At 61.4% G+C, this 21,356-nt stretch carries 21 protein-coding genes; 9 read left to right on the forward strand and 12 right to left on the reverse strand.

From position 1 onward, the window contains the following. Positions 1-12: 12 nt before the first annotated feature. From AC1DTN_RS13530 to AC1DTN_RS13550, 5 genes are all read left to right on the forward strand, one after another. Positions 13-1,065 (forward strand): ABC transporter permease, encoded by a 1,053-nt coding sequence (locus AC1DTN_RS13530; protein WP_439017495.1) that lies wholly within the window; start codon positions 13-15, stop codon positions 1,063-1,065. Positions 1,066-1,174: 109 nt separating this feature from the next. Beyond that, a complete protein-coding gene (locus AC1DTN_RS13535; RefSeq protein WP_113324600.1) occupies positions 1,175-2,122 on the forward strand; it encodes a D-ribose ABC transporter substrate-binding protein in 948 nt (315 codons plus the stop codon). Positions 2,123-2,255: 133 nt separating this feature from the next. After that, positions 2,256-3,098 carry a DeoR/GlpR family DNA-binding transcription regulator gene (locus AC1DTN_RS13540; RefSeq protein ID WP_439017494.1) on the forward strand — a complete coding sequence of 281 codons (843 nt, stop codon included), beginning with the start codon at positions 2,256-2,258 and terminating at the stop codon, positions 3,096-3,098. 36 nt (positions 3,099-3,134) lie between these two features. Then, the gene (locus tag AC1DTN_RS13545) at positions 3,135-4,670 is read left to right on the forward strand and encodes an FGGY-family carbohydrate kinase (RefSeq protein WP_439017493.1); all 1,536 of its coding nucleotides are present in this window, start codon (positions 3,135-3,137) and stop codon (positions 4,668-4,670) included. Between the two features lie 12 nt (positions 4,671-4,682). Then, positions 4,683-6,428, forward strand: a complete 1,746-nt coding sequence (locus AC1DTN_RS13550; protein ID WP_477921377.1) for a glycerol-3-phosphate dehydrogenase/oxidase — start codon at positions 4,683-4,685, stop codon at positions 6,426-6,428. Between the two features lie 62 nt (positions 6,429-6,490). Here AC1DTN_RS13550 and fba read toward each other — a convergent pair whose 3' ends face one another. The 10 genes from fba to AC1DTN_RS13600 form a co-directional block, all read right to left on the reverse strand. Next, on the reverse strand, positions 6,491-7,555 hold the full coding sequence (gene fba / locus AC1DTN_RS13555; RefSeq protein ID WP_477921379.1) for a class II fructose-bisphosphate aldolase: 1,065 nt from the start codon (positions 7,553-7,555) through the stop codon (positions 6,491-6,493). Between the two features lie 191 nt (positions 7,556-7,746). Continuing rightward, positions 7,747-8,559, reverse strand: coding sequence for a phosphate/phosphite/phosphonate ABC transporter substrate-binding protein (locus AC1DTN_RS13560; protein WP_310382330.1), 813 nt, complete (start codon positions 8,557-8,559; stop codon positions 7,747-7,749). 5 nt (positions 8,560-8,564) lie between these two features. After that, positions 8,565-10,049: an HAL/PAL/TAL family ammonia-lyase gene (locus AC1DTN_RS13565; protein ID WP_477921381.1), complete on the reverse strand. Its 1,485-nt coding sequence runs from the start codon at positions 10,047-10,049 to the stop codon at positions 8,565-8,567. Further along, complete coding sequence (locus tag AC1DTN_RS13570; RefSeq protein ID WP_439017488.1) at positions 10,046-11,047, reverse strand: ornithine cyclodeaminase family protein; 1,002 nt, start codon at positions 11,045-11,047, stop codon at positions 10,046-10,048. The genes AC1DTN_RS13565 and AC1DTN_RS13570 overlap by 4 nt, the downstream gene beginning before the upstream one ends. Before the next feature lie 12 nt (positions 11,048-11,059). After that, on the reverse strand, positions 11,060-12,379 hold the full coding sequence (locus tag AC1DTN_RS13575) for an LLM class flavin-dependent oxidoreductase (RefSeq protein ID WP_477921383.1): 1,320 nt from the start codon (positions 12,377-12,379) through the stop codon (positions 11,060-11,062). Beyond that, a complete protein-coding gene (locus AC1DTN_RS13580; RefSeq protein ID WP_477921385.1) occupies positions 12,376-13,455 on the reverse strand; it encodes an LLM class flavin-dependent oxidoreductase in 1,080 nt (359 codons plus the stop codon). Before AC1DTN_RS13580 ends, AC1DTN_RS13575 begins: the two co-directional genes overlap by 4 nt. Before the next feature lie 15 nt (positions 13,456-13,470). Further along, entirely contained in the window at positions 13,471-14,403 is a 933-nt protein-coding gene (locus AC1DTN_RS13585) for an ABC transporter ATP-binding protein (protein ID WP_477921387.1), read from the reverse strand. Next, the gene (locus AC1DTN_RS13590) at positions 14,400-15,041 is read right to left on the reverse strand and encodes an ABC transporter permease (protein WP_113183802.1); all 642 of its coding nucleotides are present in this window, start codon (positions 15,039-15,041) and stop codon (positions 14,400-14,402) included. The genes AC1DTN_RS13585 and AC1DTN_RS13590 overlap by 4 nt, the downstream gene beginning before the upstream one ends. A gap of 10 nt (positions 15,042-15,051) precedes the next feature. Beyond that, positions 15,052-15,669 (reverse strand): ABC transporter permease, encoded by a 618-nt coding sequence (locus AC1DTN_RS13595; RefSeq protein WP_113183801.1) that lies wholly within the window; start codon positions 15,667-15,669, stop codon positions 15,052-15,054. Positions 15,670-15,770: 101 nt separating this feature from the next. Then, complete coding sequence (locus AC1DTN_RS13600) at positions 15,771-16,652, reverse strand: glycine betaine ABC transporter substrate-binding protein (protein WP_310382324.1); 882 nt, start codon at positions 16,650-16,652, stop codon at positions 15,771-15,773. 318 nt (positions 16,653-16,970) lie between these two features. Between AC1DTN_RS13600 and AC1DTN_RS13605 the strand changes: the two genes are divergently transcribed. The 4 genes from AC1DTN_RS13605 to AC1DTN_RS13620 all read left to right on the forward strand — a co-directional run bounded on the left by AC1DTN_RS13605 (position 16,971) and on the right by AC1DTN_RS13620 (position 19,761). Beyond that, on the forward strand, positions 16,971-17,429 hold the full coding sequence (locus tag AC1DTN_RS13605; protein WP_113320701.1) for a helix-turn-helix domain-containing protein: 459 nt from the start codon (positions 16,971-16,973) through the stop codon (positions 17,427-17,429). A 19-nt stretch (positions 17,430-17,448) separates the two neighbouring features. Next, a complete protein-coding gene (locus tag AC1DTN_RS13610) occupies positions 17,449-18,453 on the forward strand; it encodes an AfsR/SARP family transcriptional regulator (protein ID WP_477921389.1) in 1,005 nt (334 codons plus the stop codon). Next, positions 18,402-19,385, forward strand: coding sequence for a hypothetical protein (locus tag AC1DTN_RS13615; RefSeq protein WP_477921391.1), 984 nt, complete (start codon positions 18,402-18,404; stop codon positions 19,383-19,385). The genes AC1DTN_RS13610 and AC1DTN_RS13615 overlap by 52 nt, the downstream gene beginning before the upstream one ends. A gap of 133 nt (positions 19,386-19,518) precedes the next feature. Beyond that, on the forward strand, positions 19,519-19,761 hold the full coding sequence (locus AC1DTN_RS13620) for a hypothetical protein (RefSeq protein ID WP_439017482.1): 243 nt from the start codon (positions 19,519-19,521) through the stop codon (positions 19,759-19,761). Positions 19,762-19,773: 12 nt separating this feature from the next. Here AC1DTN_RS13620 and AC1DTN_RS13625 read toward each other — a convergent pair whose 3' ends face one another. Then, complete coding sequence (locus AC1DTN_RS13625; protein WP_162747926.1) at positions 19,774-20,787, reverse strand: dipeptide ABC transporter ATP-binding protein; 1,014 nt, start codon at positions 20,785-20,787, stop codon at positions 19,774-19,776. Further along, the coding region (locus tag AC1DTN_RS13630) for an ABC transporter ATP-binding protein (RefSeq protein ID WP_477921394.1) at positions 20,784-21,356 on the reverse strand (573 nt) is incomplete at its 5' end. The genes AC1DTN_RS13630 and AC1DTN_RS13625, both read right to left, overlap by 4 nt.

Here is a 21,356-nt window from a genome sequence, read left to right on the forward strand (position 1 = left end):
GGAGCACTGATTATGTCAGTCACGAACATCACCGAAAAGAAGTCAGTGTCGCATGGGCAGAAGCGCAACACCAACCTCGTGCGCCTTATCCTGGAAGGCCGCGCCTTCTTCGCGTTGATCGTCATCATCGCCGTCTTCTCGTTCCTGTCACCCTATTACTTCAGCCTCAGTAACTTCCTGACCATGGCCTCGCATGTTGCCATCTTCGGCATCCTGGCGATCGGCATGCTGCTGGTGATCCTGAATGGTGGCATCGATCTTTCGGTCGGCTCGACGCTCGGGCTTGCCGGCTGCATTGCCGGCTTCCTCATGCAGGGCGTGACGCTGAGTTCGTTTGGCGTCATTCTTTATCCGCCGGTCTGGGCCGTGGTAGTCATTACCTGCGCCCTCGGCGCTGTCGTCGGCGCGGTCAATGGCGTGCTGGTCGCCTACTTGAAGGTTCCGGCCTTCGTCGCCTCGCTTGGCGTACTCTACGTCGCCCGTGGTATCGCGCTGCTGATGACCAATGGCCTCACCTACAACAATCTCGGCGGCCGTCCGGAGCTTGGCAATACCGGCTTCGACTGGCTCGGCTTCAACCGTCTCGCGGGCATTCCGATCGGCGTCATCGTGCTCGCCGTGCTCGCGATCATCTGCGGCATCGTCCTTAGCCGCACGGCCTTTGGTCGCTGGCTTTATGCCTCCGGCGGCAACGAGCGTGCGGCCGATCTCTCGGGCGTGCCGGTCAAGCGCGTCAAGATTATCGTCTATGTCCTCTCGGGCGTCTGCGCGGCAATTGCTGGCCTGGTCCTGTCGTCGCAGCTGACCTCCGCCGGCCCGACTGCCGGCACGACCTACGAATTGACGGCAATCGCGGCAGTCGTCATCGGCGGTGCGGCGCTGACGGGCGGGCGCGGCACGGTGCGCGGCACGATGCTCGGCGCCTTTGTGATCGGCTTCCTGTCGGATGGCCTCGTCATCATCGGCGTCTCGGCCTACTGGCAGACCGTCTTCACTGGCGCAGTCATCGTCCTCGCTGTCCTCATGAACAGCATCCAATACGGGCGCCGGGCAAAATCGTCCTGACGTCCGCAACAGAACTTATCCGCGAAGGCAAATGGAATTCCAAAAGGCCGATCGCGGAAAGCACCGCCGGTTTCCGGCAGCACCTGAACTCACAAATGGGAGAGAGACTATGTTTAAGAAAGGCATGCGCATTCTTCTGGCAGCCGCGGCTGTCGCCCCGATCCTCGTCAGCTCCGCCTGGGCGGCAGGCCAGATGACGATCATCGTCAATGATCCGTCCAACCCCTACTGGCTGACGGAGGGCAACGTTGCCAAGGCGACAGCCGAAAAGCTCGGTTACACCGCCTCGGTCAGTGCGCATAAGGGCGACACCAACACCGAAAGCAACATGATCGATACCGCCATCACCAACAAGTCGGTCGCGATCATTCTTGACCCGGCAAATGCCGATGGTTCCATCGGCGCGGTCAAGAAGGCAGTTGCCGCAGGTATCCCGGTCATCCTCGTCAATGCCGAGATCAACCAGGAAGGCCTCGCCAAGGCGCAGCTCGTTTCGAACAACGCCCAGGGTGCCGCAATCGGTGCGCAGCAGTGGGTCGAAGCGGTCGGTGACAAGGGCAAGTATGCCGAGCTCCTCGGTGCCCCGTCGGACAACAATGCCGCCACGCGCTCGAACGGCTATGAGACCGTTCTGACCCAGTACCCCGATCTCCAGAAGGTCGCCAAGGAAGTTGCCAACTGGGACCGCACCCAGGGTCACAACAAGATGCAGTCCATGCTGCAGGCCAATCCCGACATCATCGGCGTAATCTCCGGCAATGACGAAATGGCGCTCGGCGCCATCGCGGCACTGAAGGAAGCCGGCAAGCTCGCCAACATCAAGGTCGGCGGCTTCGACGGTTCGCCGGATGCGGTCGCCGCGATCAAGGCGGGCGAACTGCAATATACCGTCCTGCAGCCCGTCGCCGTCTTCTCCGAGGAAGCCGTCAAGCAGGCTGATAACGTCATCAAGACGGGCAGCACCGGCGCCAAGAGCGAAAAGCAGCTGTTCGATTGCCTCCTGATCACCAAGGACAATATCGACAAGTACACCGGCCCGTTCGTTCTGTCACAGTAATGAGAAAGAGGGCGCTCGACCGGGCGCCCTCCTTGACCTTTTCGACCGCATCAAGCCGCTTTCGCCTTCTTTGCCTTGGCATGGCAATCACTATACGAAGCTGGGATATGGAATTCAGCGACAAGGGTGACCCGTGACACAGAAGACCAATCAGGGCGATGAGCTGTTGGATCAGCTGACCAGCGACAGCCGTCAGACACGCCAGGTCGCGCGCCGGCGTATGATCGCGGAGGCCGTCATGAGCGAGGGTTCGATGCGGATCGAGGATCTGACCGATCGTTTTGGCATCAGCCTGATGACGGCGCATCGCGATGTGGATGAGCTCGTGAGCCGCGGGATCTTCCGGAAGACACGCGGCATCGTCACGGCGGCTGCCACCAACCTTATCGAATCCAGCGATGTCTATCGCTCGAGCCGGCAGTCGGCGGAAAAGAAAGTGATCGCCGAGGCTGCCATGCAGTTCGTCGAACCGGGACAGGCTATCTTTTTCGACGATTCCACGACTGTCCTGCAGATGGCATCGCATCTCTCCTCGAAGGTGCCGATCACCGCCATCACCAATTCGCTGACGCTGATGAACGCGTTGACCGGCATGCACGACGTCACCCTGCTCGCGCTCGGCGGCCAGTATTACAACTGGTGCAATGCCTTCATGGGACGCATGACGATCAACGAGATCAGGGGCTTGCGGGCGGATATCGCATTTATTTCCATGTCGGCCATTAACGACGGCATCGTGCTGCATCAATCGCCCGAGACCGTCGATACCAAGCGCGCCATGTTCGACTGTTCTGTCAAACGCATCCTGCTTGCCGACCACACCAAATTCGAACGGCGCGCGCTTCACAGCTTCGCGGCGCTCGATGAATTCGACGTCGTCATCGTCGACGACAAGACCCTCCCCGTTCACATCGACCGGATGCGCTCCAGGGATATCAATGTCGTGATTGCCAGGACGGGCAACGGGCGCATGTGACCGGACCGCCCGGTCGCGATAGAAAGGTGAATGTGCATGCCGAGCCTTCTCGGGATTGATAGCGGCCTGACCGTCACGAAAGCCGTCATTTTCGATATCGACGGCACGCCGATCGCCGTCGCCCGGCGGCGCGTTAGCCAGCTCATCCCGCGGCCGCGTTTCGTGGAACGGGACATGCGCGAGTTGTGGACCGCGACGGCTGAGGCGATCCGCGAGGCGGTCATCCTCAGCGGCCGTCCGGCAAGCGATATCCAGGCCGTGGCGGCAACGGCGCATGGCGATGGCATTTATGTACTGGATCAGGCGCAGGAGCCGCTTGGCAACGGCATCGTATCCTTGGACAGCCGGGCGGGTGATATCGTCGATCAATGGACTGCCAACAAGGTCGCCGACGAGGCGATCGCGCTCACAGGTCAGGTGCCGCATGTCTCCGCCCCGTCGGCGCTGCTGGCCTGGATTCGGGATCATGAGCCGGAACGGTTTAAGCGTATCGGCCACATCATGAGCTGCAAGGACTGGCTGCGATTTTGCCTGACCGGCACCGTCGGCACCGATCGCACCGAAGCAAGCACCTCCTTCACCGATGTCAGGACACAAGACTATAGTGAGGACGCACTGCGCCTGTTCGGCTTGCAGGCGCTTGCCAGAGCACTGCCGCCGGCCTCGCGCTCGGACGAGATCGTTGGACGAATAACGGCCGATGCAGCACGGTTGACGGGCCTCCTTGAGGGCACGCCCGTGGCTGCCGGATTGCATGACGTGACCGCTTCGGCGCTCGGCGCGGGTGGTTATGCCGACGGCATCGTCGCCGTCATTGCCGGAACCTATTCGATCAATGAGACGCTGTCTTTCGAACCGCGCGTCGATCGACGCTGGTTCTGCCGCAATGGTATTGCGCCAGGCGTCTGGAACAGCATGTCGATTTCGCCTGCATCGAGCGCGAACTACGAATGGTTCATCGAAAAACTATGTGGTCGAGAATGGACGGACTGCGAAACCAAGGGCATGTCCATTCACGCTTTGCTGGCATCGGAGATTGAGGCGGCTTTTGACCGGCCGTCATCGGTGCTTTTCCACCCCTATCTCTTCGGCTCTCCTTACGGCGCATCGGCAAGCGCAAGCTTCTTCGGGCTCGGCGGCTGGCATGACCGCGGCGACATGCTGAGGGCCGTCATGGAAGGCATCGCGTTCAACCATCGCATCCATGTCGATGCCCTGCGTGACGGCTTTGCCGTCAAGGAAGCGCGCCTTGCCGGCGGCGTGTCACGCAATCCCGCAGTCGCGCAGCTGTTTGCCGATGTGCTTGCAATGCCGGTGACGGTAACCGGCACCGACGAGGCAGCGGCTTGGGGGGCTGCCATTTGCGCTGGCGCAGGCGCCGGTCTTTACCCGGACCCACAAAGCGCTCCGACAAAGGACAAGCAGGGCAAGACCTGCAAGCCGGACGCTGCCCGCAGCGCCGACTACGAAAAGCGCTACCGACTCTTCCTCGAAATTGCAGAAACAATGACACCGCTTTGGCCGAAGATCGCCGGCCTTGCGCAGGACAGCGCGGCAGAGGCCGCAGTTTAGGACAACAGCACCATGACCCCTGACACGCTTGGGCGCAGCCCGGATATCCGCGAGCACGATGTCGACGTCGTGATCCTTGGAGCAGGCATCAATGGCGCTGGACTGTTTCGCGACCTCGCGGCTCAGAGCGTCAGCTGCATGATCGTCGACAAATCGGACTTTGGTTCCGGGACAAGTGCTGCACCGTCTCGCCTCATTCATGGTGGATTGAAATATCTGGAAACCGGAGAATTCGGCCTGGTTGCCCAGTCTACTCTGGAGCGTAATCTGCTCTTGAAAAACGCACCGCATTGCGTCGAAGCGCTGCCGACATTCATTCCGATCTTTTCCTGGACACGCGGCATCTGGGCGGCACTGCAGACATTGTTCGGCTCAAAGACTGCGCCCCGCAGTCGCGGCGCCGTTCTCATCAAGATCGGTCTTTCCCTTTACGACTTCTTCGGTTCACGCGACCGCGTGATGCCGCGCCACCGGCTGATCCTGAAAAAGAAGGCCAGGCGGGAAATGCCGCATGTGACTCCGGCGATTGTCGCCGGGGGCATCTACTACGACGCAAAAATCAGCCGGCCGGAACGCCTCGTCTATGAACTCGTCAAGGATGGGCTGGAGGCGAACCCGCATTGCACCGCGGCAAATTTCGTCACACTGACCGCCTGCGCGGAAGGCCGTCTGAACTTCCGACGGGAGGATGGCGGCGAATTCTCGGTGCGTCCGAGGCTCGTCGTGAACGCGGCAGGCCCGTGGATCGATCATGTCAACGAAGCGCTCGGCGCGCCCTCGCACCTGATCGGCGGCACGAAGGGTTCGCATATCCTGATCGATCATCCCGAACTGGTGCGCAGCCTCAACGGCCACATGATCTATTTCGAAGCCGATGACGGCCGCATCTGCCTGGTCTACGGCTATCTCGGGCTTGCGCTCGTCGGCTCGACGGATATCCCGAGCCGGGATCCCGACACAGTACGCTGCGAGGAACCCGAAATCGATTACTTCCTGCAGAGCCTCAGATCACTGCTGCCGACATTGCGCTTCGATCGCGACCAGATCGTCTACACCTATAGCGGCATCCGGCCGCTTCCCGCCTCCGATGGAACAGCGCCCGGCCTGATCAGCCGCGACCATTCAGCGCCGGTCATCGAAGCGGATGGCAAGCGGCCTTTTGCCATCATGTCGCTGGTCGGCGGCAAATGGACGACGTTTCGTGGTTTTGCCGAGGAGGTTGCCGATAGTGTTCTTTCCCGGCTGGAGCGTTCGCGCAAGCAGTCGACCCGCTACCTTGCGATCGGCGGCGGAAAGGCATTTCCGGCAGACGCGCAGGCAAGACGGGTCTTCGTTGACAGGATCGCGAAGACTGCAGGCCTTACGGCCGCGCGCGCAGAACAGCTTCTGAACCGCTACGGAACGACGGCCGAGGCGGTGGCAACTTTCCCCTCCGATCATTCCGACGAACGGCGCCTGTCGGGAGCCGCACATTACAGCTTTCGGGAAATAGACTGGATCGCGCGCAATGAGCTTGTGATCCATCTCGCCGATATCGTTTTGCGGCGTACGACGATCGCGATCGAGGGCCAACTGACCTACGAAGGTTTAGTCGATATTGCAGGCATCGCCGCGAAAGCGCTCGGCTGGGATGTTCCGCGTGTCGAACATGAGATCAACGATGTCGTCTCCCTGCTCAAGGCGTTTCACGGCCAGACGCTGGCAGCCGGCACACCAGACATCGAACCGGAAAAAAGCGCCCGCCCCGTCAGCCGATGAGATCTAAAGCATGTCGCGCAAAACTGTGCAGCGGTTTGCGATAGCGACATGCGCGGCACGCTTTAGGAAAAGACCGGATCGAGCGCACCGGACGCATAGCGCTTTGCCATCGCCGAAACAGGAAGGGGCGTAATCCGCTCCGCCATGCCGGCGGTGCCGAACTGCTCGAAGCGCTCCTTGCAAAGCTTGGTGAGCGCGGCCATTGCTGGCTTCAGATATTTGCGGGGATCGAATTCGCTCGGATCTTCCTGCAATATCCGGCGGATCTGCCCGGTCATGGCCATCCGGCCGTCGGTGTCGATATTGACCTTGCGAACGCCATTCTTGATGCCGCGCTGAATTTCCTCGATGGGCACGCCCCATGTGGGTTCCATCCGGCCGCCATATTTGTTGATGATCTCCTGCAGCTCGATTGGAACTGACGACGAGCCGTGCATGACGAGATGCGTGTTTGGGAGCTTACGGTGGATCTCTTCGATGACATTCATCGCCAGCACCGAACCATCTGGCTTGCGCGTGAATTTGTATGCGCCGTGCGAGGTGCCCATGGCGATCGCCAGTGCATCGACCCGTGTTTCGCGCACGAATTTCGCCGCCTCATCCGGGTTCGTCAGCAGCTGATCGTGAGACAGTTTGCCTTCGGCGCCGTGCCCGTCTTCGGCCTCTCCCATGCCCGTCTCCAGAGAGCCAAGCACACCGAGCTCGCCTTCAACGGAAATGCCGCCGAGATGCGCCATCTCGGTCACCCTTTTGGTCACGCCGACATTGTAGTCCCAGTCGGCGGGCGTCTTCGCATCCGCTTTCAGCGAGCCATCCATCATCACGGAGGTAAAGCCCGCCTGGATGGCCGTCATGCAGCTCGCCGGATCGTTGCCATGGTCGAGATGCACGCAAACCGGGATATGCGGGTAGATTTCGACGACCGCGTCCATCATGTGCTTGAGCATGATGTCATGGGCATAGGCGCGCGCGCCACGCGATGCCTGCATGATGACGGGCGCGCGGGCCGCATCCGCGGCTTCCAAGATGGCGAGCGCCTGTTCCATGTTATTGATATTGAAGGCGGGAACGCCGTACCCCTCCTCCGCCGCGTGATCCAGCAACTGCCTGAGCGTGATGCGCGCCATTGAACACTTTCCCCTCACACGTGAGACACGTCGAAATCGTTGGCTTCGGTGCCAGAAAGGATCGCATAATCACAAACTTGGAACAAGTATAAATCACAATATCACAAATTTGGTGATGCTTTTCTTGTCACTTGAACGTTCAGCCGTGATGGGCGGAAAATCGGTCTTACGAGTTGGCGTCCTTGGAGGCGTCAATCCATCCAGTCGCTGTAACCTGTATCAAGCGCGCCTCGGGCAAGCGACAGAACCGGTTCGTAGTCGGCATCCGTAAGCATCGCGATATCGACGAGACCGAGAATATCGCGCGCACCGGAAAGCGATGGTGCGGTGATCGCTGCGAGAAGTGCCTCGCGCATCAATGCCACATCCGCATCCGAAACCTTTCCTCCGGTAATGAAGGGCAGACCCGGCGTTGCAGGTGTCTCTGCAAGGATGCGGATGCCTTCCGCACGATCTGGCGCAAAGCGCAGGAGGTTGGCAAAGGTGATGCAGTCGATTGCTGCGCAATCCGCCTGCCTGCTCGACACCGCATCGATGCTGCCGCCATGGCTGCCCGTCTCGATTGTGCTACCGAAGAAGCGGCCATTGCGGGCAAGCGGGGCGACCGCCGCCCGAAGCAGATTTGCCCCGGAATTGCTGTCAGGACTATTGATGGCGGCTGTCGCGCCGCGCAAGTCTGGCAGCGAAGCGAAGGTGGAAGCGCGGCGCACGACAATGAAGCTGCGCATCACGGGACCGTTGCAGCCAGGATGGGCGTAGACAGGCGTGGCAACGACGCGTACCTTGCCACGCAATCGCTTTACATAGGGATAGCCGCAGGTCTGAGAAAAGAGCAGGTCCTCACGTAGCCAGGCCTCGTCATAAGGGATCGTGGTGTCGAGGCTCTCTGGCAGATCCGAAAGCCCGGCCTGCGCAAGATAGTGCCGAAGGAACGACCAGAGTTCGACGGTGGCCTCCGCAAGCGGTTGCGGCGTGACATACATTGCAAGACTGGCAAGATGCATGCTCTTCACTCGCCGTACTGTTCGTCGAACAGGCGCGAGGCAAGGACAGCCACGTCTTCGCCGAGCGAACGATCCTCCGTCATGACCGGCGCGAGGCCTCGAACAAAGGCATGAGTCCTTTTCGTCTCCGCGCCGCAGCGGTGTCCGGGACGCTGGTCGACAGCCTGGGCAGCCGCCAGCATTTCGCAGGCGGTGATCAGGCGCCACAACTCCAGCATCTCGTCGAGCTTGCGCACGGCAAGGGACGATTGCGTTGCATGATCCTCGACACCTTCCGACACGGCAAGGAAGTCGAGCATGACAGGATTGGCCTTGTGCCTGATATCGGCCATCAGCGCCGCTACTGTCTTCTGCATCGGCACGAAACCTGCCGATGGACCGCCGAGGGGGGAGAGATAGCGCGGCAGGCCGTTGCGACCCGAGCCCGTCAGCTGGATGAAACGTGCGGCGGATGCCGCAGCTGCCTGAGCGACCGCGAGCCCCAATGTCTCGAAGGCAAGAGAAAGCGCTGGCGTCTGGAAGTTACCTGATGACAGTACCTGTTGCTCTTCCAGGAGAACAACGGGATTGTCGGCCGCGGCATTCAGCTCGATCTCGACGGCTTCGATCGCCTTCGACAGCGCATCGGCAAGCGCCCCATGGATGGGCGCAAGACAGCGCAGGCTGAGCGGATCCTGGATAGCCGCGCTTGCGTCGAAAAGTGTCGAGCCCTCAAGCATCTGCAGCAGCCGGCTGGCTTCCTCTGCCTGGCCCACTGCTGGCCGGGCGCGTTGAATGGCCGGCGACAGGATGAGCGGATTGCCGGCAAGGCCTTCGAAGCTCAAGGCAGCCGCCCGGCGCTGGGCATCGAGCAGTCGTTTGGCGTCGTGTAATACGAGGGCGCTCCGACCGGCGGAGACGGCCGATGCATTGAGAAGCGAAATCCCGTCCTTTGGCTGCAGGCTCGCCGGTGCAAGGCCTGCAAGCTCAAGAGCTTCATTCGCCGGATAGACGATGCCGCGATATTCAGCTTTTCCTTCGCCGACCAGGGCGCGGGCCATGGCAGACAGCAGCACGAGGTCACCCGCACCGATTGAGCCGATTGACGGCATCACCGGATGAACGCCGGCATTCAGCATGGCAAGCAGCGCCTCGAAGACAGGCAGCGAAATGCCGGATCCGCCAACGGCCAGCATAGAGAGCCTGGCGGCGATGACCGCGCGCGTCGCGTCGCGGGGCAGCGCGTCACCGACCGCCATGCCACGGCCACGGATCAGTTGCAGTTGAAAGGCCTCGAAATCGCCAGTCACCGCTGTCTTCAGATTGGCGCCGAGCCCGGTGTTCATGCCATAGATCTGCTGGCCAGCCGCTGCGGCACCTTCCAGGATGCGTCGCGCAGAAATCAGCCGCTCACGGACCGCATTGGAAGCCTCGACGGTGGCATCGCCACGGGCGATCGCTACGATGTCGGCGATGGTGATGCCGAAGCCGGTCAGCAGGATTTCCGTCATGCGAAGCGCAGCCTCTGGCCGATACCAGCCGAGCGCGCCTTGGAAAGCAGCGCGTGGCCAAGCGCGATGTCGCTGAGTGACAGGCCGCGGTGCCAGAGCAGGATGGTCTCGTCCTCGCTCTCGCGGCCGGGCTTCAGGCCGGCGACGACCTGTCCGAGTTCGGCATGCAGCGTCTCCTCGGAAAGCCTGCCGGTCTCGACATGGGCGCGCAGCGAGCCGAATTTGCCGGTCTTGCACTGACCCCAATCGTCGACGACGAGTTTGGCCATGATGTCGGTCAACGACAGTTCGACGGCACTCATCGTGCCGTAGGGCACGACGAAGGCGCCCTTCTTGATCCACTCCGTCTTCAGAAGCGGCTCGGGTTGCGATAGGCGTGATGCCTCGACAACGATATCGGCCCCCTCCACGCAATCGCGCCAGTTGTCGACCACGGTGATCTTCTTGCCGAGGTCGGCCTCCAGCTTGGCGCCAAAGGCGTCGCGGCTTTCCGGTCGGCGCGAATGCACGCGGATCTCGTCGAAATCAAAGAGATGATCGAGCAGGCGGACGTTCCAATACGCGGTGCCGCGCGCGCCGATATGGCCGAGCACCTTCGAGCCCTTGCGGGCGAGATGCCGAGCGCCGAGCGCGGTGACGGCGCCGGTGCGCATGTCGGTGATAACGGTTGCATCAAGGATCGCCTTCGGCACGCCGGTGCGTGGATCGAAGAGGTTGAGCACGCCGAATTCGGAGGGATAGCCGAGCTTGTAGTTGTCGACATAGTCGCCGACGACCTTCACACCGGCCAGGCCAAGCGGCGCCACATAACCGCGCAACACGTTGAAATGGCCGTGAAAGCTCGCATCCGGCTCGAGATGGACGCGCGGCTCGATCACCGTCTGACCCCTGCCCTGGGCGGCTAGCGAGGTTTCGATCGCCGCAAGGATTTCATCGTTGGTCAGGTCGAGCGCCTCGATGTCGAAGGCATTCAGATAGTCGATATAGATCGGGTCCATTGTCATCTCGTTTTATCGTATGGCGGGTGTGCCAAGACCAAGGTTCTGGCGAAGCGTACGGCCCTCATAATCTTGCCGGAAGAGGCCGCGGCGACGCAGTTCCGGCACGACATGGGTGACGAAATCCTCGAGCCCCGATGGAAAGAGCGGCGCCATGACGTTAAAGCCGTCGGCAGCAGCTTCGCTGAAGCGTTCTTCCATCGCATCGGCGATCTGCGCCGGCGTGCCGGCAACCTGCCAGTGGCCGCGTGCGCCGGCGAAATGCCGGGCAAGTTCGCGGATCGACAGGTTCTCGCGCCTGCCGAGATCGATGATCAGCTGCTGACGGCTCTGGATGAGGTTGGTCTGCGGCATGTCCGGCAGCGGCCCGTCGACCGGATAGGCCGAAAGGTCCTGAATGCTGAGATAGCTTGCAAGCAGGGCCACCCCGACGGCGTCGGGGATGAGTTCCTGCAGCGCCCGGTATTTCGCCTTCGCCTCGGCTTCGGTGGCGCCGACGATCGGCGATATGCCGGGCATGATCTTGATGTCGTCGGGCTTGCGCCCGTATTTGGCAAGGCGCGACTTCACATCGGCATAGTAGGCCTGGGCTTCGGCAAGCGTCTGGGAGGCAGCAAAGACGACGTCTGCCGTGCGGGCGGCGAGCTCCTTGCCGACGTCGGAGGCACCGGCCTGCACCATGATCGGCCGGCCCTGGGCTGAGCGCGGGCTTTCGAGCAGACCCTCGACTGTAAAATGCTTGCCGCGATGATGCACCGGATGGAGCCTGGTGCGATCGGCAAATTGAGCCCCGCCTTCAGGCAGATGGGCCCCCTCCTCCACGCCGTCCCAGAGGGCGAGTGCTGCATCGGCAAATTCCTCGGCCCGTTCGTAGCGCTCGGAATGCGGGCGAAGGCCGCTGCTTGCGAAATTCTCGGCCTCAAGCTCGCTTGCCGACGTGACGAGGTTCCATCCTGCCCTTCCGCCACTCAACTGATCGAGCGAGGCGAAGGTGCGGGCAAGGCCGTAGGGTTCGTTATAGGTTGTCGAGGCGGTTGCCACGAGGCCGATATGCGTGGTGCTGACGGCAAGGGCAGCAAGCAGGCTCAACGGCTCGAAAGCCGTCGAACGCGCCGCCTGGCTCGCCATCTCAGGATTGCGCTCGCGGATGGCGGCGGCATCCTCGACGAAGAGCATGTCAAATTTGCCGCGCTCGGCGATACGGGCAAGCTCGATGAAATGGTCGATATCGACGCCGGCCGGGGCATGGGCGTCAGGATGACGCCAGGCCGCAATGTGATGGCCCCCCGCCATCAGGAACGCACCCAGTCTCATCTTGCGATCATCGCTCATGACGCATGCTCCAATGGTGCGGCTGGATGAGCCGGATGGGCAAGACCAAGACGATTGCGCAACGTCACGCCAGCCGCCGCCTTGATCAGCCCGAGGCGGCGCAATTCCAGAACCACCTCCGTGAAGAACAGATGTCCGATCGCAATCGTCGGCGGCAAGATCGTGAAACCGTCGATCTGACCAAGCCCGAGCCATTGCTGCAGGGATCCGGCGATATCGGCCGGCGTGCCGACCAGACGTGCGGCAGACAGCGGCTGGCTCGCCCGATCCGCCTCGCCAAATCGGAGCGCATTGCTTGCCGCCTGCGCCGCATCGGGAGCTTCCGCGACGATCGGCACGACATTAGCCAGTATCCGAACATCCTGTCGTCGACGGCCGGCCGCTTCGAGCCTGCGGACGAAGTCGGCGGCGGTTTCGTTGGCACTTTCCGGCGTCGGGTCCTGAAGAAGAACGATTTCAGCGTGGCGCGCAGCCAATGCTTTGCTTTCTCCGCTCAGAAGCTGGGCGATAACCGGCTTGCCCTGCGGCGAGCGATTGACGTTGAGCGGCCCACGCACCGTGAAATGTTCGCCCCTGTGGTTGAGCACGTGCATTTTGTCCGGTTCAAAGAAACGTCCCTCAGCCTTGTCGTAGATGAAAGCGTCGTCTTCCCAACTGTCCCAGAGCGCGTTGACGAGACCGAGATATTCCTGGTCGCGTTCGAATTCGCCGGATGCGGGAAGAGCGACCCAACCCGTTCGGCCGCCACTGATCTGATCCAGCGATGCAAAGCGCCGGGCGAGATTGTAGGGCTCGTGCTGACTGGTTGCGGCAGCCGCCAGGAAGCCGATCCGGCGCGCCTTCGTCGCAAGAGCTGCGACCAGTGTCGTCGGCTCGAAGGGCGCAGCAATGGGCGAGAGATCATCGAGCGGCCGAGCGCCGAGCCGGTCGGAAAGCAGGACGAAATCGAAACCCGCCTCTTCCGCCTTTGCAACCTGAGACAGCAGCGCATCGAAACCGAGATGTTCAGGTGCCGCGGCCTCACGCCAGGCGGCGGGGTGATGGCCGAAAGGTGTGAGGGAAAAACCGAGATACATCAGAAACTCCTGCACTCAGATCGAGAAAATCGCGTCGCGTGTCAGCTGCCCGGTAACAATGCCACCGCCATCGACGACGGCAAGCACATCGCTATTGGCGGCGACCATCAGCGACAGCGCGTCGCGCAGATTGACGCTTGCAGTGACACTGGCAGAAGGTGAGGAGGGAGCACCGGGCCGCATCGCATCGGCAACCGAAAACAGGCTGAGCCGCTTGATCGCACGATCGATGCCTACGAAATTCGCGACGAAATCGTCGGCGGGATGGGAGAGGATCGCATCCGGCGCATCATATTGCACGATCCGGCCGGCACGCATGATGGCAATGCGGTCTCCGAGGCGGATCGCCTCGTCGAGATCGTGAGTGACCAGCACCACGGTTTTGCGCACCCGTTTGAGGATCTGCCTGAACTCGTCCTGGAGGCGCGTTCTGGCGATCGGGTCGATCGCGCCGAAGGGTTCGTCCATCAGCAGCACCGAGGGATCGGCAGCAAGAGCGCGCGCCACGCCGATACGCTGGCGCTGGCCGCCGGAAAGCTGGCGCGGATAGCGCTTCAACATTTCCTTCGGATCGAGACCGACGAGATCAAGCAATTCCTCGGTGCGCTTTGCGATCCGCGGCTGGTCCCAGCCGAGCAGGTTCGGGACGGCAGCGATGTTCTCGGCGATCGTCATGTGCGGAAAGAGGCCGACATTCTGGATGACGTAACCGATATGGCRGCGAAGCTTGACCGGATCGGCTTTTGTCACGTCCTCGCCATTGACGAAGATGCGCCCCTCAGTCGGCTCTATCAGCCGGTTGATCATGCGCATCGTCGTCGTCTTGCCGCAGCCCGACGGGCCAATCAGCGCGACCGTCGAGCCCTCTGGCACATCAAGCGTCAGATTATCCACCGAAGGCGCGGCACTTTCGCCATAGCGCTTTGTGACGTTCTCCATGCGGATCATGCGGCGGTTCTTTCTGCAAACAGATGCTTCTCGGCGCGGCCGAGGATGAATTCGGTGGCAAGCGCCAGGATCGCGATTGGCACGGCGCCGACGATGAGCCGCGACATATCCATCATGCCGATGCCCGTGGCGATGAAATCGCCGAGCCCGCCGCCGCCGATGAAGGGCGCAAGCGTCGCTCCGGCCAGTACCTGGACGGCCGCCGTGCGGGCGCCGGCAAACATGGCGGGGGCTGCCAGCGGAATGCGGATCTTGCGTAGAACCTGGCTTCTGCTCATGCCCATGCCGATCGCCGCCTCCACCGCATCGGCATCGACATCGCGCAACCCGACATAGGCATTGAGCAAGATCGGCGGCAGGGCAAGCACCGTCAGTGCCACGATCGACGGCAGGATGCCGATGCCGAGAAGCGGCAGCATGATTGCCAGGATCGCAAGGCTCGGAATGGTCCTGAGGCCATTGACGATGTTGATGACACCGAAGGCGAAGCGGCCGTGATTGACGATCAGGATCGCCAATGGCAGCGCAATGACGAGTGCGATCGCCAGTGACACGCCGGACATCAGGAGATGGCGGCCGAGGGCCCGGAAGAATTCGTCCTGGTGATCGACGATCCAAAAGAAGGCAGTGCTCAGCATCGCCGCGCCCTCACTGCCAGCGCACCAGGGCCTGCTCGGCCCGGGTGAGAATGAAATCGAAGATGATGGCCAGCAGTGCCGTCAGAATGCCGCCGACCAGGATCTTCTCGGCATATTCCTGATCGATGCCGATCAGGATGATCGTGCCGAGCCCTCCGCCATCGATAAAGGCAGCGACCGTCGCAATACCGATGACGGTGACGAGCGCGATGCGGGCGCCGGAGACGATCAGCGGCAGGGCGAGCGGCAGTTCGATGCGGAAGAGCCGCTGCCACGGGCCGTAGCCCATGCCGTCGGCAGCGTCGAGCACATCGGCCGGAACGCCGCGGATACCGGTAACGACGTTGCGCAGCAGGATCAGCAAGCAATAGGAGGAAAGCCCGATCAACGCCGGCTTCATACCGAGGCCGACGAAGGGGATCAGCAGCGCAAAGAGCGCCAGACTCGGAATGACGAAGATGATGTTCGTCACCGTCAGCGCGAAGGCATAGAGCCTCGGCCGGCGGGCGCAGACGATGCCGAGCACGAGCGCGATCGCAAGGCCGATGAGCACGGACGAAATCGACAGCACCAGATGCTGCCAGACGGCAAGCGCGATTTCCGGAATATGCTTGGGTGCCCAGTTCAAACGCGAGAAATCCTGTCTGCACGATCACGACAAAGCGGCGAAGCTGCAAGCTTCGCCGCATTTTTTCTTCAGGGAAAGCGAAACTTGCGCGTCGCTCTCGATCAGATGCCCTTGGCCTTCAGGAATTCCGCGGCGACGTCTGCCGGCTCTTCCTTATCGCGATCGACCTTGGCGTTCAGCTCGCGCATGGTCTCGTTGTTGAGGAGCGGGCTGATCTTGTTCAGAACCTCAGTGATTTTCGGGTTCTTGGCGAGTGCATCCTGGCGCACGACCGGCACGAGGTAATAGGGCGGGAAGAGATGCTTGTCGTCGTCGAGCACGACCAGCTTGTTGTCGGAGATCTGCCAGTCGGTCGCAAAGCCGTAGGAAACGTCGAGATCCTTGCTCGTCAGCGCACTATAGCGGATGCCGAGTTTGGCGAAGATCTTGAATTCCTTAAACTCGATACCGTAGGTCTGCTTCAGCCCCGGCAAGCCATCCTTGCGCTCGCCAAAACCGCCCTCAGCGCCAAAGGTCAAGTTCTTGGAGACCGGACCGAGGTCGCTCAGCGTCTTCAGCTTGTACTTCTCGGCGGTTTCCGGAAGCGTGATGATCGCATAGCCGTTGTTGATCTGCGTCGGCTGCAGAAGCGTCAGCTTGAGGTTCTTCTCGTAATAATCCTTGACGTCGGAATAGATCTTGTCGGCAGAGCCCGACAGGTCACCCTTGACGACGGCGGCAAGCGCCGTGCCGGTATATTCCGGGTAGAGATCGATATCGCCGTTCGTCAGCGCCGTATGGGCAACAAGCGTGGCACCGAGGTTGAGGTGGCGCTCGACTTCGACGCCGGCCTTTTCAAGCGCCTGCGCGTAGATCTCGGCGACGACGAACTGTTCGGTGAAATTCTTGCTGCCGATCTTTACGGCATCGGCCTGTGCCGGTGCGCCCACGAAGGCGGCGAGGATCGCGCCGGCAAAGAGGCCGGCGAAGGATTTCGAAAGCATTGCGTTCCCTCATTTGACATTCGAGTTGTTCAGGAGAGGTGATAGCGGTTTCGCGTGATCCGAGCGCGGAATGGAATACCAATTTTCTACCAATTTAGATGAAAATTGATCTCCAAAAGAACGCCCGACCATCGCATTCCAGGATGCGCGTGGCAAAACCGGAATAGACAACAAGACAGCCCGATCATCGAAGGGTCGGAGAAAGCAGTGCCGGTCAAGATCAGCCTTCCTATGATATCAAAAACAAATCGTAGAAAAGCGGCGCGATGCCGTCTACAAGTCAATGGACTGAAATGCGAAAGAGACAGAAGGTAGGCCATGAACGTCAAGACACCGAACGCGATTGATACCTATGTCGGCATGCGTATGCGCAGGCGCAGACAGCTTCTCGGCATGAGCCAGGAGCGGCTTGCCGAACAGATCGGCGTTACCTTCCAGCAAGTGCAGAAATATGAAAAGGGCATCAACCGCATCGGCGCAAGCCGCCTGCAGAAGATCGCCGAAGTGCTACGCACCTCGCCAGCCTTCTTTTTCGAGCAGGACGATTCGGAAGCGCCGAGCCTTGCCGGCCTCAATTTGTCTGCCCCTGCCGATCCGGTCACAGAATTTCTGCGGTCGAAGGAAGGTCTCGTCCTTAACAGGGCCTTCGTGAAGATCGAGGACCGGCGCATTCGCGAGACGATCATCTCGCTCGTCAAGGCGATGGCGCAGGCCGACAGCAGCGACATTCCGCTGAATGCGCTGAGAATGGACGAGCCGGAATCTCGCACAGAGTAAACGCGGACGATACCGTCCTATGTCCCTCAGGCTCGAGTCATTCGGTACATTGCGGCTGCTGAACGCGGCGGGAGAGCCTGTATCCTTCCCCGAAAAGGGTTTGTTGACGCTTTGCTATCTGCTCGACAGACCTGACAGCGAATGTTCGCGCGGCACACTTGCCCGCTTCCTGTGGGACAGCGCTGGCAATCCCGATATCATAGCGAATCTGCGCAAGATGATCTCGCGTGTCCAGGCGCGGCAGGCAGAACTCGGCGTGGAGCTGCTGGTCTTTACTGCGACGGGTGTACGGATCAGGCGGGAGGCCTTCGTCGCTGACCGCTCTGAACTTGAGACCCTGTCCTCGGCCGATCCGCTCGATGTGCTGCGAAGGCTCGTATCCCTGTTGCAACCGGATTTCCTCGCCGAACTCGCAGATCAAAGCGTCAGCATACGAGAATGGGTATCCAGCGAGCGCAACCGGCATATGGCAATCCTCGTCGACGCGCTGAAGCGAGCGCTGCCGGAAGCGCACTCGCGGGCCGATATCGGCCTCATCAAGGAGGCTGCGCTCAGGATCTTCCGCGATGCCCCCGATGACGAAAACATCCGCCATATCCTGCTGCAAGCCTATGAGGCCGAAGGGCATCTGGAAAACGCCAGGCAGCTTTTCGAGAGCCGCAGCCGCGATCTCCAGCACTCGCTGGATATCGGCCTCGATCTGCAGGCCCTGAAGGAAGTGCGCAAGATTTTCGATGCCAGCAGGACGCCAGCCTTGGCCGCCGCGCCGGCGATGGAAAGCGGTATCATTCTGAAAGCTGCGCCTTTGCCCCGCCTCGCCCTGTTGCCGCCGGTCGAACCCGGTGAGGCCGGTCTCACGCCGATACTTTCAGAGGCGCTGATCGAGGACGTGACCATCGGCCTTTGCGCCCTGAATAGCGTCTCGGTCGTCGCACCCCATACCGCCGCACAGATCGCACGCCATGCCGACCGGTGGGCACGATCCTGCGCCATTCGATCTCCTACGTGCTCGACACGCGGTTGACAGCGGGTGGCGCATCGCCGTCGCTGTTCGTCCAGCTCGTCTATACCACCAATGACGAGGTCATTTGGGCCGAGCGCTTCAGCCTCGAAAGATATGACCTGATCACCGATCGGCGGGAAATCGCGCGGCGCATCGCCAAGGAGCTTTCGGGCCGGATCCGCCAGAACGAGACCGTGCGCGCAGCTTTCGAAAACAATCCGGCCGCCTATCACAGCTATCTCCGAGGCTTCCGGGACATGAAGCGGCTTTCCCTGCCGGACATCCGGCGCGCCCGGAAGGCGTTCCGCGACGCCGTCCAACACAGCGCGCATTTCTCACCGGCGCTCGCCGGCCTTGCGCACACCTTCCTGATGGAATGGCTGCTGACGGCTCGCGGCGATGGAGAGTTGATCCGCCTTTCGGAAGACTATGCAAACCGGGCGATCGTCGCCGATCCGTCGCTGGCCTCCGGCTTCCGCCAGCTCGGCGTCGCCAAACTCTATCTGAACGAACTCGATGAAAGCGTGGTGGCGCTGAAGATCGCGGAAGAACTGAGCCCGCATTACGCCGACGGCATCGCAAGCTTTGCCGATACACTGGTGCATGCCTCGCGCCCGGCCGATGGGCTCGCCAAGATCGAGCGGGCGATCGCGCTCAATCCGCTGAGCCCCGCCGATTATCTCTGGACCGAGGCCGGCGCGAACTTTGCCCTCTTCCGCTATAGGGAAGCGCTGGATGCGATCAGCAGAATGGATAATCGCACGCCGGCCGACCGGCTTGCAGCCGCCTGCTGGGCGATGCTCGGCGACGTGAAAAAGGCCCGCCTCTACATGCGCAGGGCACGCGAAACCAATCCCGATTTCGACCTCGATAGATGGCTGACGCTCGTGCCCTTCAAAGAGGCGTGGCAGAAGGAACAGTATCGCGAGGCTCTACGAAAGGCAGGCTTCTAGCTCTGTCGGCCTGGCTCAACTGAGTTGCGGCCTCCCGATACGCCATCCAAACTGGTGTCACGCCCGTGTCACGCGCTTTCCTCGACCGCATCCGCTAGAACTCCTTCCAACACGTCTGGGGAGCTCAGTGAGAATGGCAACGGAAGACATCATCGAACTCGGCACCGTCGAGAAGGATCAGCGACTGCGCGACATCGCCTCGCTCGCGCGGCTCGTTTCCTACGCCCGTCAGAACGCCCGGGAACTCAATGCCGAGTTCTCCGTCTATTGCCTCGATCTCGCGCTTGGCGCGCTGTTGCAGGATCTCACCGAGAGCGGCATAAACCTGCCCGTCGAGGGAGCGATCGAAGATGTACCGGCCGGCCTGGTGCACTGAAGGCCGATAGCTTCAGCCGGCCTGCGACAGCGGATTGGGCGCGGCAAAATGGCAGGCTGAGAACTGGTTCGGCGAGACTTCGCGCAGCACCGGCCGATCGACCTTGCAGATGTCTTTTGCGATCGGACAGCGCGTATGGAAGCTGCAGCCCGGCGGGACGCGGGAGGGGCTTGGAACGTCGCCCTGCAGTACGATACGGTTTGCCTTGCGATCGGGATCGGGCTCGGGTGCTGCCGACAGCAGCGCCTGCGTATAGGGATGCTGCGGCATGGAATAGACGGACTTTTTCGGTCCGATCTCGACGATCCTGCCGAGATACATCACCGCCACACGGTCTGCGATATGCCGGACGACAGCAAGATCGTGGGCAATGAAGAGATAGGAAAACTTCCGCTCCGCCTGCAGATCCTGCAGCAGATTGACGATCTGTGCCTGCACGGAGACATCGAGCGCGGAAACCGGCTCGTCAGCGACGATGAATTGCGGATTGACCGATATGGCTCGGGCAATGCCGATGCGCTGGCGCTGGCCGCCGGAGAACTGGCGCGGATAGCGGTCCATGAAGCTCGGCGACAGACCCACCTGCGTCAGCAGTTCCGCCACGCGGTCGCGCCGCTCGCGTGACGATTTCACCAGTCCGAAGACTTCGAGAGGCTCGGAAATGATCTGGGCGATCGAACGGCGCGGGCTGAGCGAGCCGTAGGGGTCCTGAAAGACCATCTGCATCTTGGCGCGCATCATGCGCATTTCGGCCGCGCTGAGAGCGGTGATATCGCGTCCTCCGAAGAGCACTTCACCATCAGTCGGCTGGATCAGCCGCAGCAGAAGGCGCCCGAGCGTGGACTTGCCACAGCCGGATTCACCGACGAGCGCCAATGTCTCGCCCGGCTTGACGGAAAAGGATGCGCCGTCCACGGCGCGAACGCCCCCCGAGGAACTCGTAAAGGACAGGCCGCCTGCATCGGAAAAGGTCTTGCCGAGGTTGCGGACTGTCAACAAGTCGTCGACGCTGCTCATCTCTGTCATGCTGTTGCTCCGGCGGCCACCCAGCAGGCCGCCTTATGACGTTCTGAAACGGTGAACATGGGCGGCATTTCGGCCGCGCACCTGTCGGTCCGGTCGCTGCAACGGGTGTAGAAGGGACAGCCCTGCTTGACCGTGCCGGCGGTCGGCACGGAACCCGGGATCTGGTAGAGCCGCTTCTGATCATCATCGAGCCTTGGGATCGATTGCAGCAGGCCGCGCGTATAGGGATGGCTCGGATTACTGAAGATCGAGCGGACATCCGCATCCTCGACCACGTGGCCGGCATACATGACGATGACACGGTCGCAGACCTCGGCGATGACACCGAGATCGTGCGAGATCAGCAGCACGGCCGTGTTCAGCGTCTTGCGCACCTTCGCCATCAGGTCGAGCACCTGGGCCTGGATGGTCACATCAAGTGCCGTCGTCGGCTCATCGGCGATCAAAAGTTTCGGATTGCAGGCAACTGCCATCGCGATCATCACCCGCTGGCGCATACCGCCCGAAAACTGGTGCGGATAGGCATCGAGACGCCCTTCCGGATTGGGGATGCCGACAAGCTTCAGGAG

The organism is Rhizobium sp. 01T444, assembly GCF_056398305.1.